Source organism: Pseudomonas sp. NCHU5216 (assembly GCF_052156495.1).
Classification (GTDB): domain Bacteria; phylum Pseudomonadota; class Gammaproteobacteria; order Pseudomonadales; family Pseudomonadaceae; genus Aquipseudomonas.
In genome coordinates this window covers 1-16,609 of sequence record NZ_JBQLIX010000042.1, presented here as the reverse complement: position 1 = coordinate 16,609, position 16,609 = coordinate 1, and the positions used below count along the sequence as shown (strand labels likewise).

The 16,609-nt window shown below is 60.5% G+C and carries 12 protein-coding genes and 4 tRNA genes; all 16 read right to left on the bottom strand.

The window, feature by feature from the left end; genetic code table 11:
• Nucleotides 1–22 precede the first annotated feature (22 nt).
• The 16 genes from rpoC to birA all read right to left on the bottom strand — a co-directional run bounded on the left by rpoC (nucleotide 23) and on the right by birA (nucleotide 16,181).
• Complete coding sequence (gene rpoC / locus ACSVIK_RS21965) at nucleotides 23–4,222, bottom strand: DNA-directed RNA polymerase subunit beta' (RefSeq protein WP_442446310.1); 4,200 nt, start codon at nucleotides 4,220–4,222, stop codon at nucleotides 23–25.
• Between the two features lie 60 nt (nucleotides 4,223–4,282).
• Nucleotides 4,283–8,356 carry a DNA-directed RNA polymerase subunit beta gene (rpoB, locus tag ACSVIK_RS21960; protein WP_442446309.1) on the bottom strand — a complete coding sequence of 1,358 codons (4,074 nt, stop codon included), beginning with the start codon at nucleotides 8,354–8,356 and terminating at the stop codon, nucleotides 4,283–4,285.
• Nucleotides 8,357–8,576: 220 nt separating this feature from the next.
• On the bottom strand, nucleotides 8,577–8,945 hold the full coding sequence (rplL, locus tag ACSVIK_RS21955) for a 50S ribosomal protein L7/L12 (RefSeq protein WP_074861137.1): 369 nt from the start codon (nucleotides 8,943–8,945) through the stop codon (nucleotides 8,577–8,579).
• Nucleotides 8,946–9,025: 80 nt separating this feature from the next.
• The gene (rplJ, locus tag ACSVIK_RS21950; protein WP_003463333.1) at nucleotides 9,026–9,526 is read right to left on the bottom strand and encodes a 50S ribosomal protein L10; all 501 of its coding nucleotides are present in this window, start codon (nucleotides 9,524–9,526) and stop codon (nucleotides 9,026–9,028) included.
• A gap of 218 nt (nucleotides 9,527–9,744) precedes the next feature.
• The gene (gene rplA, locus ACSVIK_RS21945; RefSeq protein WP_268181144.1) at nucleotides 9,745–10,440 is read right to left on the bottom strand and encodes a 50S ribosomal protein L1; all 696 of its coding nucleotides are present in this window, start codon (nucleotides 10,438–10,440) and stop codon (nucleotides 9,745–9,747) included.
• Entirely contained in the window at nucleotides 10,440–10,871 is a 432-nt protein-coding gene (gene rplK, locus ACSVIK_RS21940; RefSeq protein ID WP_442446308.1) for a 50S ribosomal protein L11, read from the bottom strand. Before rplK ends, rplA begins: the two co-directional genes overlap by 1 nt.
• Before the next feature lie 119 nt (nucleotides 10,872–10,990).
• Nucleotides 10,991–11,524 carry a transcription termination/antitermination protein NusG gene (gene nusG, locus ACSVIK_RS21935; protein WP_024309662.1) on the bottom strand — a complete coding sequence of 178 codons (534 nt, stop codon included), beginning with the start codon at nucleotides 11,522–11,524 and terminating at the stop codon, nucleotides 10,991–10,993.
• 9 nt (nucleotides 11,525–11,533) lie between these two features.
• On the bottom strand, nucleotides 11,534–11,902 hold the full coding sequence (gene secE, locus ACSVIK_RS21930; protein ID WP_268181142.1) for a preprotein translocase subunit SecE: 369 nt from the start codon (nucleotides 11,900–11,902) through the stop codon (nucleotides 11,534–11,536).
• Between the two features lie 42 nt (nucleotides 11,903–11,944).
• Nucleotides 11,945–12,020: transfer RNA gene (locus ACSVIK_RS21925), tRNA-Trp, on the bottom strand.
• Between the two features lie 51 nt (nucleotides 12,021–12,071).
• Nucleotides 12,072–13,265: an elongation factor Tu gene (gene tuf / locus ACSVIK_RS21920; protein WP_268181140.1), complete on the bottom strand. Its 1,194-nt coding sequence runs from the start codon at nucleotides 13,263–13,265 to the stop codon at nucleotides 12,072–12,074.
• Nucleotides 13,266–13,351: 86 nt separating this feature from the next.
• Nucleotides 13,352–13,427 (bottom strand) — tRNA-Thr (locus ACSVIK_RS21915).
• A 26-nt stretch (nucleotides 13,428–13,453) separates the two neighbouring features.
• Nucleotides 13,454–13,527, bottom strand: a tRNA-Gly gene (locus ACSVIK_RS21910).
• A gap of 24 nt (nucleotides 13,528–13,551) precedes the next feature.
• A tRNA-Tyr gene (locus ACSVIK_RS21905) sits at nucleotides 13,552–13,636 on the bottom strand.
• A 142-nt stretch (nucleotides 13,637–13,778) separates the two neighbouring features.
• Nucleotides 13,779–14,468, bottom strand: a complete 690-nt coding sequence (locus ACSVIK_RS21900; protein WP_442446307.1) for an SPOR domain-containing protein — start codon at nucleotides 14,466–14,468, stop codon at nucleotides 13,779–13,781.
• Between the two features lie 8 nt (nucleotides 14,469–14,476).
• Nucleotides 14,477–15,226 (bottom strand): pantothenate kinase, encoded by a 750-nt coding sequence (locus ACSVIK_RS21895; protein ID WP_442446306.1) that lies wholly within the window; start codon nucleotides 15,224–15,226, stop codon nucleotides 14,477–14,479.
• The gene (gene birA, locus ACSVIK_RS21890; protein WP_442446320.1) at nucleotides 15,216–16,181 is read right to left on the bottom strand and encodes a bifunctional biotin--[acetyl-CoA-carboxylase] ligase/biotin operon repressor BirA; all 966 of its coding nucleotides are present in this window, start codon (nucleotides 16,179–16,181) and stop codon (nucleotides 15,216–15,218) included. The genes ACSVIK_RS21895 and birA overlap by 11 nt, the downstream gene beginning before the upstream one ends.
• Nucleotides 16,182–16,609: the final 428 nt, after the last annotated feature.

The window sequence follows — 16,609 nt, the reverse complement described above, 5'->3', positions numbered from 1 at the left end:
GACGAATCAGCGAGGCTTCGACTCAATTTCCGCTGGAGTTCAGCGCTTCGGTCAGTGCGGCTTCCACCTCACTGGCGCTGACCCGTACCGGCTTGTCGGCATCACGCTTGCGCTTGCGCTCGCTGTGATAGGCCAGGCCGGTACCGGCCGGGATCAGACGACCCACGACCACGTTCTCTTTCAGACCACGCAGGTAGTCGCGCTTGCCGGTAACCGCCGCCTCGGTGAGGACGCGGGTGGTTTCCTGGAAGGAAGCCGCCGAGATGAACGACTCGGTGGACAGCGACGCCTTGGTGATACCCAGCAGCACACGGGTGTACTTGGCGAGGAACTTGTCTTCCTCGGCCAGACGCTCGTTCTCGCCCAGTACCTGGGTGAGCTCCATCTGGTCGCCCTTGATGAAGGACGAATCGCCGGACTCGGTGACTTCAACCTTACGCAGCATCTGACGCAGGATGGTCTCGATGTGCTTGTCGTTGATCTTCACGCCCTGCAGACGGTAAACGTCCTGGATTTCGTTGACGATGTACTTGGCCAGCGCGCTGACACCCAGCAGACGCAGGATGTCGTGCGGGTCGCTCGGACCGTCGGAGATCACCTCGCCCTTGTTCACCTGCTCGCCTTCGAACACGTTCAGGTGACGCCACTTCGGAATCAGCTCCTCGTAAGGATCGCTGCCATCGGTCGGGGTGATGACCAGACGGCGCTTGCCCTTGGTCTCTTTACCGAAGCTGATGGTGCCGCTGATTTCCGCCAGGATCGAAGCTTCCTTCGGACGACGCGCCTCGAACAGGTCGGCAACACGCGGCAGACCACCGGTGATGTCGCGGGTCTTCGAGGTTTCCTGCGGGATACGGGCGATAACGTCACCCACCGCGATCTGCGCACCGTCGGCCACGCCGACCAGGGCGTTGGCGGGCAGGAAGTACTGGGCCGGTACGTCGGTACCCGGCAGCAGCAGTTCCTTGCCATTGGCGTCGACCATCTTGATCGCCGGACGGATGTCCTTGCCGGAGGCCGGACGATCCTTCGGATCCATCACCTCGATGTTGGTCAAACCGGTCAGTTCGTCGGTCTGACGCTTGATGGTGATGCCCTCCTCCATGCCGACGAAGGTCACGATACCCTTCATTTCGGTCACGATCGGGTGGGTGTGCGGATCCCACTTGGCGACGATGGCGCCAGCGTCGACCTTGTCGCCTTCCTTCACCGAAATCACGGCACCGTAAGGCAGCTTGTAGCGCTCACGCTCACGGCCGAATTCGTCGGCGATGGCCAGCTCACCGGAACGCGATACGGCGACCAGGGCGCCGTCGGTACGCTCGACGTGCTTGAGGTTGTGCAGACGCACCACACCACCGTTCTTCACCTGCACGCTGTCGGCAGCCGAGGTACGGCTGGCAGCACCACCGATGTGGAAGGTACGCATGGTCAGCTGGGTACCCGGCTCACCGATGGACTGGGCGGCGATGACGCCGACCGCTTCACCGATGTTGACCTGGTGACCACGAGCCAGGTCGCGACCGTAGCACTTGGAGCAGATGCCGTAGCGGGTTTCGCAGGTGATCGGCGAACGCACCACCACTTCGTCGACGCTGTTGAACTCAATGAACTCGACCCACTTCTCGTCGATCAGGGTACCGGCCGGCACGATGATCTCGTCGGTGCCCGGCTTGGGCACGTCACGGGCGATCACACGACCCAGCACGCGCTCACCCAGCGGCTCGACCACGTCGCCACCTTCGATGTGCGGGGTCATCAGCAGACCCTGTTCGGTGCCGCAGTCGATCTCGGTCACCACCAGATCCTGAGCCACGTCCACCAGACGGCGGGTCAGGTAACCGGAGTTCGCGGTCTTCAGTGCGGTATCCGCCAGACCTTTACGCGCACCGTGGGTGGAGATGAAGTACTGCAGTACCGACAGACCTTCACGGAAGTTCGCGGTGATCGGCGTCTCGATGATCGAGCCGTCCGGCTTGGCCATCAGACCACGCATACCGGCCAGCTGACGAATCTGGGCAGCGGAACCCCGCGCACCGGAGTCAGCCATCATGTACATGGAGTTGAAGGACTCCTGCTCGACGGTCTTGCCTTCGCGATCGACTACTGGCTCTTTCGAGAGGTTGGCCATCATCGCCTTGGACACTTCGTCGTTGGCCTTCGACCAAAGGTCGATCACCTTGTTGTACTTCTCGCCCTGGGTTACCAGGCCGGAGGCGTACTGCGATTCGATTTCCTTCACTTCCTCGGTGGCGGCATCGATGATGCGCGCCTTCTCGGCCGGGATGACGAAGTCGTTCACGCCGATCGATACACCGGAGATGGTGGAGTAGGCGAAACCGGTGTACATCAACTGGTCAGCGAAGATGACGGTGTCCTTCAGACCCACGGTGCGGTAGCACTGGTTGATCAGCTTGGAGATCGCCTTCTTCTTCATCGACTGGTTGACCACGTCATAGGACAGGCCAGCCGGCACGATCTGGAACAGCAGCGCGCGGCCGACGGTGGTGTCGACGATGCGGGTGTTCTTCACCAGGCTGCCGTCCTTCTGCTTGACGGTCTCGTTGATGCGCACTTTCACGCGGGCGTGCAGGGACGCTTCGCCGGCGCGGAACACGCGGTCGACTTCCTGCAGGTCGGCGAAGACGCGACCTTCACCCTTGGCGTTCACCGCTTCACGGGTCATGTAGTACAGACCCAGTACCACGTCCTGCGACGGCACGATGATCGGCTCGCCGTTGGCGGGCGAGAGGATGTTGTTGGTCGACATCATCAGCGCGCGCGCTTCGAGCTGGGCTTCCAGGGTCAGCGGCACGTGCACGGCCATCTGGTCACCGTCGAAGTCGGCGTTGTACGCGGCGCAGACCAACGGGTGCAGCTGGATGGCTTTACCTTCGATCAGTACCGGCTCGAACGCCTGGATACCCAGACGGTGCAGGGTCGGTGCACGGTTGAGCAGTACGGGGTGTTCGCGGATGACTTCGGCGAGAACGTCCCAGACCTCGGGCAGCTCGCGCTCGACCATCTTCTTGGCCGCCTTGATGGTGGTGGCCAGGCCACGGGCTTCCAGCTTGCCGAAAATGAACGGCTTGAACAGCTCCAAGGCCATCTTCTTCGGCAGACCGCACTGGTGCAGGCGCAGGGTCGGGCCCACGGTGATCACGGAACGACCGGAGTAGTCCACGCGCTTACCGAGCAGGTTCTGACGGAAGCGACCTTGCTTACCTTTGATCATGTCGGCCAGCGACTTCAGCGGACGCTTGTTCGAGCCAGTGATGGCGCGACCGCGACGGCCGTTGTCGAGCAGCGCGTCTACAGCTTCCTGCAGCATGCGCTTTTCGTTGCGCACGATGATGTCCGGCGCCGACAGGTCGAGCAGGCGCTTGAGACGGTTGTTACGGTTGATCACGCGGCGATACAGATCGTTCAGATCCGAGGTCGCGAAGCGGCCGCCATCGAGCGGTACCAGCGGACGCAGATCCGGCGGCAGTACCGGCAGAACGGTCAGTACCATCCACTCCGGCAGGTTGCCGGAGTCCTTGAAGGCTTCCATCAGCTTCAGGCGCTTGGACAGCTTCTTGATCTTGGTTTCCGAGTTGGTCTGCGGAATCTCTTCGCGCAGGCGGCCGATCTCGTGTTCCAGGTCGATGGCGTGCAGCAACTCGCGAACGGCCTCGGCGCCCATGCGCGCGTCGAAGTCGTCACCGAACTCTTCGAGGGCCTCGAAGTACTGCTCATCGTTCAGCAGTTGGCCTTTTTCCAGCGTGGTCATGCCCGGATCGATCACCACGTAGCTCTCGAAATAGAGCACGCGCTCGATGTCACGCAGGGTCATGTCCATCAGCAGGCCGATACGCGACGGCAGCGACTTGAGGAACCAGATGTGGGCGACCGGCGAGGCCAGTTCGATGTGCGCCATGCGCTCACGACGAACCTTGGCCAGGGCCACTTCAACGCCGCACTTCTCGCAGATCACGCCGCGATGCTTGAGGCGCTTGTACTTGCCGCACAGGCACTCGTAGTCCTTGACCGGGCCAAAGATCTTGGCGCAGAACAGACCATCGCGCTCGGGCTTGAAGGTACGGTAGTTGATGGTTTCCGGCTTCTTAACTTCACCGAACGACCACGAACGGATCATCTCGGGCGAGGCCAAGCCGATACGGATGGCGTCGAACTCTTCGACTTGACCCTGGTTTTTCAGCAAATTCAGTAGGTCTTTCAAGGCCTTTCCTCCTGGCGGAGCAGGTAGCGGGGCTTCACCCCGCTACCGATTCACGTCGTGTTATTCGGTTTCCAGATCGATGTCGATGCCGAGCGAACGGATCTCTTTGATCAACACGTTGAAGGACTCGGGCATGCCCGGCTCCATGCGGTGATCGCCATCCACGATGTTCTTGTACATCTTGGTACGGCCGTTCACGTCGTCCGACTTCACGGTCAGCATCTCCTGCAGGGTGTAGGCGGCACCGTAGGCTTCCAGCGCCCAGACCTCCATCTCCCCGAAACGCTGACCACCGAACTGCGCCTTACCACCCAGCGGCTGCTGGGTAACCAGGCTGTAGGAACCAGTGGAACGCGCGTGCATCTTGTCGTCCACCAGGTGGTTCAGTTTGAGCATGTACATGTAGCCGACGGTGGTCGGACGCTCGAACTGGTTGCCGGTACGGCCGTCGAACAGGCGCATCTGGCCGCTCTCCGGCAGATCGGCCAGCTTGAGCATGGCCTTGATCTCGGTTTCCTTGGCACCGTCGAACACGGCAGTCGCCATCGGCACACCGCCCTTGAGGTTCTTCGCCAGCTCGAGGATCTCGTTGTCGGAGAACTCTTCGAGGTTTTCCTGACGACCACCGATCTCGTTGTAGATCTCGGTGAGGAACTTGCGCAGTTCGGCGACCTTGCGCTGCTCTTCGAGCATGCGGTTGATCTTCTCGCCCAGACCCTTGGCCGCCAGGCCCAGGTGGGTTTCGAGGATCTGACCGACGTTCATACGCGAGGGTACGCCCAGCGGGTTGAGCACGATGTCCACCGGCGTACCGTTGGCGTCGTGCGGCATGTCTTCGACCGGCATGATCACCGAGACCACACCCTTGTTACCGTGACGACCGGCCATCTTGTCACCCGGCTGGATGCGACGGCGGATGGCCAGGTAGACCTTGACGATCTTCAGTACGCCCGGCGCCAGATCATCGCCCTGCTGCAGCTTGCGCTTCTTGTCCTCGAACTTGTCGTCGAGCATCTGACGACGGTCGGAGATGTAGGCCTGGGCCTTCTCCAACTGCTCGTTCAGGGCGTCGTCGGCCATGCGCAGCTTGAACCACTGACCACGCTCGAGACCGTCGAGGATCTCGTCGGTAATGACAGTGCCTTTCTTCAGACCGGCACCGCCTTCGGCAGTGGCGCCCACCAGCGCGGAACGCAGACGCTCGAAGGTGGCGCCTTCGACGATGCGGAACTCTTCGTTCAGATCCTTGCGGATCTCGTCCAGCTGCTGCTTCTCGATGGCCAGGGCGCGGCTGTCGCGCTCCACGCCGTCACGGGTGAAGACCTGCACGTCGATGACGGTGCCCTTGGTGCCGGTCGGCACGCGCAGGGAGGTGTCCTTCACGTCGGACGCCTTCTCACCGAAGATCGCACGCAGCAGCTTCTCTTCCGGGGTCAGCTGGGTTTCGCCTTTCGGCGTGACCTTGCCCACCAGGATGTCACCCGGGCCGACTTCGGCACCGACGTAGACGATACCGGCTTCGTCCAGCTTGTTCAGCGCCGCCTCACCCACGTTCGGGATATCCGAGGAGATTTCCTCTGGGCCGAGCTTGGTGTCACGCGCCACACAGGTCAGTTCCTGAATGTGGATGGTGGTGAAGCGATCTTCCTGCACCACACGCTCGGACAGGCAGATGGAGTCCTCGAAGTTGAAACCGTTCCAGGGCATGAACGCGACGCGCATGTTCTGACCCAGGGCCAGTTCACCCATGTCGGTGGACGGGCCGTCGGCCATGATGTCGCCGCGCGCCACCTGATCACCCTTGTTCACCAGCGGGCGCTGGTTGATGCAGGTGTTCTGGTTGGAGCGGGTGTACTTGGTCAGGTTGTAGATGTCGACACCGGCTTCACCAGTCTCGACTTCGTCGTCATTGACGCGAACCACGATGCGGCTGGCGTCGACCGAGTCGATCACACCACCACGACGGGCCACGACGCAGACACCGGAGTCACGGGCGACGTTGCGCTCCATGCCGGTACCCACCAGCGGCTTGTCGGCACGCAGGGTCGGCACGGCCTGACGCTGCATGTTCGAGCCCATGAGTGCACGGTTGGCGTCGTCGTGCTCGAGGAACGGAATCAGCGAGGCGGCAACCGAGACGACCTGCTTCGGCGATACGTCCATCAGGGTGACGTCTTCCGGCGCCTTGACGGTGAATTCGTTGAGGTGACGTACGGCAACAAGCTCGTCGATCAGCTGACCCTTGTCGTTCAGGGTCGCGGATGCCTGGGCGATTACGTGATCGGCCTCTTCGATGGCGGACAGGAACACGATCTCGTCGGTGACCTTGCCTTCCTTGACCACGCGGTACGGGCTTTCCAGGAAGCCGTACTGGTTGGTGCGGGCGTAGGCCGCCAGGGAGTTGATCAGGCCGATGTTCGGACCTTCAGGGGTTTCGATCGGGCACACGCGGCCGTAATGGGTCGGGTGTACGTCGCGAACCTCGAAGCCGGCGCGCTCACGGGTCAGACCGCCTGGGCCGAGTGCGGAGACACGGCGCTTGTGGGTGATCTCCGACAGCGGGTTGTTCTGGTCCATGAACTGCGAGAGCTGGCTGGAACCGAAGAACTCCTTCACCGCCGCCGCAACCGGCTTGGCGTTGATCAGGTCCTGCGGCATCAGGCCTTCGCTTTCGGCCATCGACAGACGTTCCTTGACCGCGCGCTCGACGCGCACCAGGCCAACGCGGAACTGGTTCTCGGCCATCTCGCCGACGCAACGCACGCGACGGTTACCCAGGTGGTCGATGTCGTCGACGATACCCTTGCCGTTACGGATGTCGACCAGGGTCTTGAGCACGGCAACGATGTCTTCACGCGACAGCACGCCCGGGCCTTCGATCTCGGTACGACCGATACGACGGTTGAACTTCATGCGGCCCACGGCGGACAGGTCGTAACGCTCGGAGCTGAAGAACAGGTTGTTGAACAGGGTCTCGGCGGCATCCTTGGTGGGCGGCTCGCCAGGACGCATCATGCGGTAGATCTCGACCAGCGCTTCCAGTTGATTGGTGGTGCTGTCGATCTTCAGGGTGTCGCTGATGAACGGGCCGCAGTCGATGTCGTTGGTGTACAGGGTCTCGAAGCGCACCACGTTGGCCTTGGCCATCTTGGCCAGCAGGTCGGCGGTCAGCTCGGTGTTGCACTCGGCGATGATCTCGCCGGTCGCCGGGTGCACGATGGCCTTGGCGGTGGTACGGCCAATCACGTACTCGATCGGCACGTCCAGCTCGGTGATGCCAGCCTTGTCCAGCTGGTTGATGTGGCGAGCCGTGATACGACGGCCCTGCTCGACGATCACCTTGCCATTGCCGTCCTTGATGTCCTGCACGGCGACTTCGCCACGCAGACGCTGCGGCACCAGCTCCAGGCTCAGGCCTTCGCTCTTAACGTGGTAGACGTTGGTGTCGTAGAACGCGTCCAGCACCTCTTCGGTGCTGTAGCCCAGCGCGCGCAGCAGGACGGACGCCGGCAGCTTGCGGCGACGGTCGATACGCACGAACACGGCGTCCTTCGGGTCGAACTCGAAGTCCAGCCAGGAGCCACGGTAAGGAATGATGCGCGCGGAGTACAGCAGCTTGCCCGAGCTGTGGGTCTTGCCACGGTCGTGGTCGAAGAACACACCCGGCGAACGGTGCAGCTGGGACACGATGACACGCTCGGTACCGTTGATGACGAAGGTACCGTTCTCGGTCATGAGCGGGATTTCGCCCATGTACACTTCTTGCTCTTTGATGTCCTTGATCGCTTTGTTCGACGATTCTTTGTCGAAAATGATCAGGCGCACTTTCACGCGCAGCGGCACGGCGAAGGTCACGCCACGCAGGACGCACTCCTTGACGTCGAACGCCGGCTCGCCCAGGCGATAGCCGACGTACTCCAGAGCGGCGTTGCCGGAGTAGCTGATGATCGGGAATACGGATTTGAAGGCCGCATGCAGGCCGATGTCACGGAACTGTTCCTTGCTCACCCCTTGCTGCAGGAATTCGCGGTACGAATCCAGCTGGATGGCCAGGAGGTAAGGCACATCCATGACATCCGGCAACTTGCTAAAGTCCTTGCGGATACGTTTTTTCTCAGTGTATGAGTAAGCCATCAGCGTTCCCCAGCTTGGTCACCTGCTTGTTTGGCCAGCGCCGGCGGCGATGACCAGAAAATCGTGCAAACCCTCGGTTTGCAGCCGCCCTCGGGCGGGTTCTTTTCGGCTCCAGGTCGGCTGTCGAACAGCCAACCTAGAACGGAAAAAGGCCGGTGGCAAAAGCCACCAGCCATCAGCCTTGTGCGAGTCGCTCGGGCTGTAGACGCAAGGTGCGAACTTACTTGAGTTCGACCTTGGCGCCAGCTTCTTCCAGCTTCTTCTTGGCGTCTTCGGCAGCTTCTTTGCTCAGACCTTCAGCGATGACCTGAGGAGCGGTGTCGACCTTCTCCTTGGCTTCTTTCAGGCCCAGACCGGTCAGCTCGCGAACAGCCTTGATCACGTTCACTTTCTTGTCGCCGGCTTCAGCCAGGACGACGTTGAACTCGGTTTGCTCTTCAACAGCAGCGGCAGCAGCAGCCGGGCCAGCGGCAACGGCAGCAGCAGCGGTAACGCCGAAGGTTTCTTCCATCGCTTTGATCAGCTCGACGATTTCCATGACGGATTTCTGGCCGATGGCTTCGATGATTTGCTCGTTAGTCAGAGACATGACTATCAATTCCTGTATTGGGGTGACGGCCTAGGCGACCATCAAATTAAACGTTTGATTTCGAAAGGGCTCAGGCCGCCTTAGGCAGCAGCAGCTTCTTTCTGGTCGCGAATGGCTGCCAGAGTGCGAGCGAGCTTGCTGGTGGCGCCTTGGATAACGCTCATCAGCTGGGCGATGCCCTCGTCGCGGGTCGGCAGGCTTGCCAGTACGTCGATCTGGTTGGCTGCGAGGTACTTGCCCTCGAACGCAGCTGCCTTGATCTCGAACTTGTCCTGACCCTTGGCGAACTCCTTGAACAGACGAGCAGCAGCGCCCGGGTGTTCGTTGGAGAAAGCGATCAGGGTCGGGCCTTTGAACACGTCGTTGAGCACGTCGAACTGAGTGCCTTCAACGGCGCGCTTGAGCAGGGTGTTACGCACGACTTTCACGTACACACCAGCTTCGCGGGCCTCTTTACGGAGTCCGGTCATTGCGCCGACGGTCACGCCACGGGCATCAGCCACGACAGCGGACAGACCGGCTTTGGCAGCCTCGTTGACTTCAGCGACGATGGCCTTCTTGTCTTCGAGTTTAATTGCCACGGGTTTACTCCTGGTTTTTACCGTTTCGTCAGGCCGAAGCCCGACGGCGTTTTGGTGTCTGATTCGGTATGAATCGGGAGCACCATCTGCGTAGGCCCCGCGAGATCGCTCTCTTGGGTTTAAAGCTTGCACCACCTACGGTCTTGGATAGCCCCCGCCAGGCAGGGACCCCAATCTTGCAAGGCTGACGGCCGCAGTCGCCGTCAGCCCGTATTGCCTTACGCCTCGAGCGAAGCCTGATCGATGATCAGACCCGGACCCATGGTGGTGCTCAGGGTCACGCGCTTGACGTAGATACCTTTGGAAGTGGACGGCTTCAGACGCTTGAGGTCGGACAGCAGGGCTTCCACGTTCTGCTTCAGCGCGGCGGCTTCGAAGCCGACCTTGCCAACGGAGGTGTGGATGATGCCGTTCTTGTCGGTACGGAAACGCACCTGACCCGCCTTGGCGTTCTTCACAGCAGTGGCGACGTCCGGAGTCACGGTGCCGACTTTCGGGTTCGGCATCAGACCGCGCGGGCCGAGAACCTGACCCAGCTGACCGACGACGCGCATGGCGTCCGGGGAAGCGATGACGACGTCATAGTTCAGATCGCCAGCCTTCATTTCGGCGGCCAGATCGTCCATGCCAACCTTGTCGGCACCGGCAGCCAGAGCAGCTTCAGCGCCCGGGCCTTGGGTGAACACGGCAACGCGTACGGTCTTGCCGGTACCGTTCGGCAGAACGGTGGCGCCACGTACGACCTGGTCGGATTTACGCGGGTCGACGCCCAGGTTCACGGCGATGTCGAAGGACTCGGTGAACTTGACGGCCGACAGTTCGGCCAGCAGCTTGGCTGCGTCTTCAAAGGAATAAGCCTTGCCAGCTTCAACCTTGGCGGCGATGGCCTTCTGGCGCTTGGTCAACTTAGCCATTACACACCCTCCACGTTCAGGCCCATGCTACGAGCGGAACCGGCGATGGTACGCACGGCCGCATCCATGTCAGCTGCAGTCAGATCGGCCTGTTTGGTCTTGGCGACCTCTTCCAGCTGAGCACGGGTAACGGTGCCGACTTTCTGGGTGTTGGGACGGCTGGAGCCACTCTGGATGCCGGCTGCTTTTTTCAGCAGTACGGAAGCCGGGGTGCTCTTGGTTTCAAAGGTGAAGCTGCGGTCGCTGTAAACGGTGATGATCACAGGAGTCGGCAGACCAGGTTCCATGCCCTGGGTCTTGGCGTTGAACGCCTTGCAGAATTCCATGATGTTCACGCCGTGCTGACCCAGAGCCGGGCCCACGGGTGGCGACGGGTTTGCCTGACCGGCTTTAACTTGCAGCTTGATATAAGCCTGAATCTTCTTAGCCATTAGCTACTCCAATTTCGGGTTCGAACGCCTCGCAAGGCTCCCCGGTTACTTACGCATTTATCCCAATGACGACAAAACCCCGCAGCCTGGGGCTGCGGGGTGAGGGATGCTTATGTCAGTTATGCCTTCTCGACCTGACTGAACTCCAGCTCGACCGGGGTGGAGCGACCGAAGATGGTCACTGCAACCTGGATACGGCTCTTCTCGTAATTCACTTCTTCGACCACACCGCCGAAATCGGCGAACGGGCCATCGATGACGCGCACCATCTCGCCCGGCTCGAACAACGTCTTCGGCTTGGGCTTGTCGCCACTGTCGGCAACACGACGGAGAATGGCTTCGGCTTCCTTCTCGGTGATCGGCGCCGGCTTGTCGGCCGTACCACCAATGAAGCCCATGACGCGAGGCGTGTCCTTGATCAAGTGCCAAGTCGCCTCGTTCATTTCCATCTGTACCAGCACATAGCCAGGGAAGAACTTGCGCTCACTCTTGCGCTTCTGACCGTTGCGCATCTCGACCACTTCTTCAGTGGGCACGAGAATCTCGCCAAAGTCATCTTCCATGCCAGCCAGCTTGACGCGCTCGATCAGCGAGCGCATGACATGCTTCTCGTAACCCGAGTAAGCATGCACGACGTACCAACGCTTAGCCACGGGACACCCTTAACCTACAATCAGGGAAACAAGCCAACCGAGCAGGGAGTCGAGCCCCCACAGCAGCAGCGCCATCACCAGCACCACAGCCACCACGATCAGCGTGGTCTGCGTGGTTTCCTGGCGGGTTGGCCATACGACCTTGCGAATTTCGACGCGAGCTTCTTTCAGCAACACCGCGAAGGCCTGGCCACGAGCCGTCTGAAAGGCCACGAAAGCAGCCACGACAGCGAGCACCAGCACACCAAGAACGCGATAAAGGATCGGCTCGGCGGCAAAGTACTGATTACCGACCACACCCACTACAACCAGGGCAGCGACAACCAGCCACTTGACCAGATCAAAGCGAGAGTCTTGGGCTTCAGCCTTACCATTCATTCGAGAGGATCCTGTGAAAGACGCGCCAAATTCGTTAGAAAATGGCAGGTCAGGAGGGAATCGAACCCCCAACCTGCGGTTTTGGAGACCGCCGCTCTGCCAATTGAGCTACTGACCTAGATGAATCAGGCCGACCATTATGCCGGCCTGAGAGTGACAGATCAACCGATTATTCGACGATCTTGGCAACCACGCCGGCACCAACGGTACGGCCGCCTTCGCGAATCGCGAAGCGCAGGCCGTCTTCCATGGCGATCGGCTTGATCAGGGTGACAACCATCTTGATGTTGTCGCCCGGCATTACCATCTCAACGCCTTCCGGCAGTTCGCACGAACCGGTCACGTCGGTGGTACGGAAGTAGAACTGCGGACGGTAGCCCTTGAAGAACGGGGTGTGACGACCACCTTCTTCCTTGGACAGCACGTAAACCTCAGCCTCGAACTTGGTGTGCGGCTTGATGGTGCCCGGCTTGGCCAGTACCTGACCACGCTCGACTTCATCACGCTTGGTGCCGCGCAGCAGCACGCCGCAGTTCTCGCCAGCACGACCTTCGTCCAGCAGCTTGCGGAACATTTCCACGCCGGTGCAGGTGGTCTTGGTGGTCGGACGCAGACCGACGATCTCGATCTCTTCCTGAACCTTGACGATACCGCGCTCGACACGGCCAGTTACCACGGTACCGCGGCCGGAGATCGAGAACACGTCTTCGATCGGCATCAGGAACGGCTTGTCGATGGCACGAACCGGCTCAGGGATGTAGGTATCCAGAGTCTCGACCAGCTTCTTGACGGCAGTGGTGCCCAGCTCGTTGTCGTCTTCGCCGTTCAGCGCCATCAGCGCGGAACCGATGATGATCGGAGTGTCGTCGCCCGGGAAGTCGTAGGTGCTCAGCAGGTCGCGAACTTCCATCTCGACCAGCTCCAGCAGCTCGGCGTCGTCAACCATGTCGGCCTTGTTCAGGAACACGACGATGTACGGTACGCCTACCTGACGGGACAGCAGGATGTGCTCACGGGTTTGCGGCATGGGGCCGTCGGCAGCCGAGCAGACCAGGATCGCGCCGTCCATCTGGGCAGCACCGGTGATCATGTTCTTCACGTAGTCGGCGTGGCCCGGGCAGTCAACGTGCGCGTAGTGACGAATGTTGGAGTCGTACTCTACGTGCGCAGTGTTGATGGTGATACCACGAGCTTTCTCTTCCGGAGCGCTGTCGATCTTGTCGAAGTCGACCTTGGCCGAACCGAAAACTTCGGAGCAGACGCGGGTCAGAGCAGCGGTCAGAGTGGTCTTACCGTGGTCAACGTGACCGATGGTGCCGACGTTGACGTGCGGTTTGTTACGTTCGAATTTCTCTTTAGCCATCTTGACCGTCTCCTAGCGAAGAATTGAGCAAGCCATATATGCCACTTAAAACAAAGGCAGATACTTTCATATCTGCCTTTATTAGATGGAGCTCATGAGCGGACTTGAACCGCTGACCTCACCCTTACCAAGGGTGTGCTCTACCAACTGAGCTACATGAGCCAAACTCTTTTGCACGAAACACAAACTGGAGCGGGCAGCGGGAATCGAACCCGCATCATCAGCTTGGAAGGCTGAGGTTCTACCACTGAACTATGCCCGCGGAGCTTGCAGCTCACGCCGAATCTGGTGGAGGGGGAAGGATTCGAACCTTCGAAGTCGATGACGTCAGATTTACAGTCTGATCCCTTTGGCCGCTCGGGAACCCCTCCAAAGTGAGGCGGCATTTTCTAGATCTGCCACCCTACTGTCAAGCTTTTTCTCATTTAAAATCTTGAGGTTAGCTACATCGACAGCATCTTCGTCGGGAACCAACTTTGACCACCCTGCGAAGCGGGCGCCATTCTATGCAAACTACTGGGGCATTGCAACGCCTTCACAAGGCATTAATTGATGTTGCAAACCGGCAAAATCTCCAGCCAGGCGCCCCAGCAAGACTTCATCGGCCAATCGCCGACTTTCAGGTGCCACCTGCACCCAGAAACTGCGATGCGCACGGGGCAGCTCACGAATCTTCGGCTCGTAGCCCGCATCATGCAGACGCTGCATCACCACCTCTGCCGAATCCTTGCGTGGGAAGATGCCCAGGGAAATGCCATTGGCCAGATCTCCCTGAGTGATGATGTAGCTATCGACGTTGCGCGCCTGCAATTCACGCAACTGTCGCAATGAGGCCTGGCGCGATGCCAGAGGCTCCAGATAGACCCAGAACTCGACGCCCGCCGCGGCATCCACCGAGCGCACCTGCACCTTGATATCCAGCGACAGCAAGCGCTGCTCCACCTCTCGGGCCTGAGCTTCACGCTCGAAACTGCCCAGATAAAGGCAGGCAGAGGCGTCCTCGGACTCCGCGCCATCGCCCCCCCCTCTGCCGGCTCTGCTACTGGCCGCAGAGTCGGCTTCACTGAGCAGACGAATATCCTTGCGCTCACCCTGATAAGGCTCGACCGGCGCGACCTCCTTGGCACGCAGGGGCGCCTGCTGCTGATGCCAGATGTAATAGAAGGCATTCAAGAGAATCAGCAAAAGGAGAATCCAACGCATGCCAGGCCTCACACCAAGGGGCAGGCAATCGCCAGCCCAACGAAAACCAGATCGGGAACTACCTGCGCACCGGGAATCACATCCCTGACCAGATCGACGTCGCCCCCCGTGAGAAACACCTCCACCCCCTGGGGAAAATGCCGCAGTGCCTCCTGATACTGTTCCCGCACGAAACCGCGCAGCATCAGTACACACCCCCGCTCCACCGCTTCTGCCGTGGAACGCCCTGGCTCGAGTGTCGACAAGGCCAAGGCTGCCGACTCCCGGTCATAGCGAATACGTCGGGTGTGGGTGCTCAACTGCTCGCGCATCAACGGCACCCCGGGACAGATAAATCCCCCCAGATGCCGTCCATCGCTGGCCACCAGATCGGCGGTCACGGCCGTACCCAGATCGATGATGAGGCAGGCACGCTGCCCGAGATGATACCCCCCAAGCACGGCCAACCAGCGATCGAGCCCGAGGCGAGCGTGATCATCGTAGCCATTGATCACCGCCCCCTGCTGCTGAGCCGGCACGGCACAGACCGGCTCGACGGCAAAGCGGATCCGTAGCTGGGTAACCAGAGCGACCGTCTCTGCATCGCTGCGCACACTGACCAGACGGCAATGGCTAATGCTCACCCCAGTCAAAGCGCCCAGCTCGGCGAACAAACGCTCCAGAGAGTCGACTATCCCCACATGAAGCACGGCCTGCTCAGGTGAACTGAGAATGCGCCACTTGATAAAGCTGTTACCGCAGTCGAGCTCAAGAATCATCGCGCAACCTCAAGCTCAACTCTCCACCACTGAAAGCAGACGCCTTGCCATCGATATCCAGGTGAATGGCACCCGAATCATCGACCCCAAGAATCCTTCCCGTGGTCACCCGCTCACCTGCTATCAAAGCCGCCTCTCTCCCCTGCCAGGCATGCAAGCTCTCCCACTCATGGCGTACACCAGCGAATCCAGCCTGCCAATGCCTGGCAAGATAGGCAGCGAGCTGCCCCAGCAGCTCCCCCGCCAACTCGTTACGGTCGACCGGATGCCCCAGCACCTGGCGCATGGACGTCCAGGGCTGCTCGATGGCCTCCGCCTTTTCCGCAAGCATGTTCACATTGATGCCGATACCGATGATCACATGACAGATATCCGCGGGGTCGCCAACGAGCTCCAGCAGAATCCCGGATACCTTGCGGCCACCCAGCAATATGTCATTCGGCCACTTGAGGCCGACATCATCCAGACCGAAGCACTGCAATGCGCGGGCAACGGCAAGCCCGATACTCAGGCTCAGCGCCTCCACCTGGCGCATACCACCATCGACCCGTACCGCCAGGCTGCCATACAGATTCTCTGCAAAGGGACTTACCCAGGCCCGTCCACGCCTGCCGCGCCCCGCCGTCTGACGTTCGGCGAACACGGCGAAAGGCGCCGACACCTGGCGGGCAAGCGAACGCATGACCTCGGCATTGGTGGAGTCGACCGCCGCCAGCACCTGGACAGGCCAATGCAGTTGCCCGGCATGCTGAGTGATAGCCTCGACATCCAGAAGCTGCAACGGCTGCGCAAGCCGGTAGCCCTTGCCGGGAACGCGGAACACCTCAAGACCGAACTCGGCCTGCAGCCCTTGTAGTTGCTTCCAGATAGCACTACGGCTGACACCCAAAGCAGCGCCCAGCGCTTCCCCCGAATGAAAGCGCCCGTCTTGGATAAGCTTCAACAATGCCTGCATGAAAGGCCCCACCTTGAACAAGGTTGGCATGATAGCGACGCCTCCGGGCGTTGCATAGAAAACCACCCTTGGCGCTGCAGCGGCACGCCCAACCAAAACCCGGATTAACAGGCAGCTTTTGTTCCCGCAGACTTCCCTAAGGCTACGAAGCACCACCGTAGGGTGCGCTGCGCGCACCTTGACCATAAACCCGGAGTCTCGGTGCGCACAGCGCACCTACAGGCCGCTCGAACCTCCGTATGTATCGAGCCACCTCGAACCTGCGTAGGGTGCGCCGCGCGCACCATGGCCTTGAGCTCGGAGTTTCGGTGCGCACAGCGCACCCTACGCCAGGCTTTGGCTTGTGCGCAGCGCAAAGAAGAAACCCCAGACCGCGTTAGCGATCTGGGGTTTCGTATAGGAGCTTGACGATGACCTACTCTCACATG

What these genes read in the sequence shown, in the direction of transcription:
- rpoB (WP_442446309.1), bottom strand. Translation starts at nt 8,356, where the DNA reads ATGGCTTACTCATACACTGAGAAAAAACGTATCCGCAAGGACTTTAGC.
- rplL (WP_074861137.1), bottom strand. Translation starts at nt 8,945, where the DNA reads ATGTCTCTGACTAACGAGCAAATCATCGAAGCCATCGGCCAGAAATCC.
- rplA (WP_268181144.1), bottom strand. Translation starts at nt 10,440, where the DNA reads ATGGCTAAGTTGACCAAGCGCCAGAAGGCCATCGCCGCCAAGGTTGAA.
- rplK (WP_442446308.1), bottom strand. Translation starts at nt 10,871, where the DNA reads ATGGCTAAGAAGATTCAGGCTTATATCAAGCTGCAAGTTAAAGCCGGT.
- secE (WP_268181142.1), bottom strand. Translation starts at nt 11,902, where the DNA reads ATGAATGGTAAGGCTGAAGCCCAAGACTCTCGCTTTGATCTGGTCAAG.
- tuf (WP_268181140.1), bottom strand. Translation starts at nt 13,265, where the DNA reads ATGGCTAAAGAGAAATTCGAACGTAACAAACCGCACGTCAACGTCGGC.
- ACSVIK_RS21900 (WP_442446307.1), bottom strand. Translation starts at nt 14,468, where the DNA reads ATGCGTTGGATTCTCCTTTTGCTGATTCTCTTGAATGCCTTCTATTAC.
- ACSVIK_RS21895 (WP_442446306.1), bottom strand. Translation starts at nt 15,226, where the DNA reads ATGATTCTTGAGCTCGACTGCGGTAACAGCTTTATCAAGTGGCGCATT.
- birA (WP_442446320.1), bottom strand. Translation starts at nt 16,181, where the DNA reads ATGCAGGCATTGTTGAAGCTTATCCAAGACGGGCGCTTTCATTCGGGG.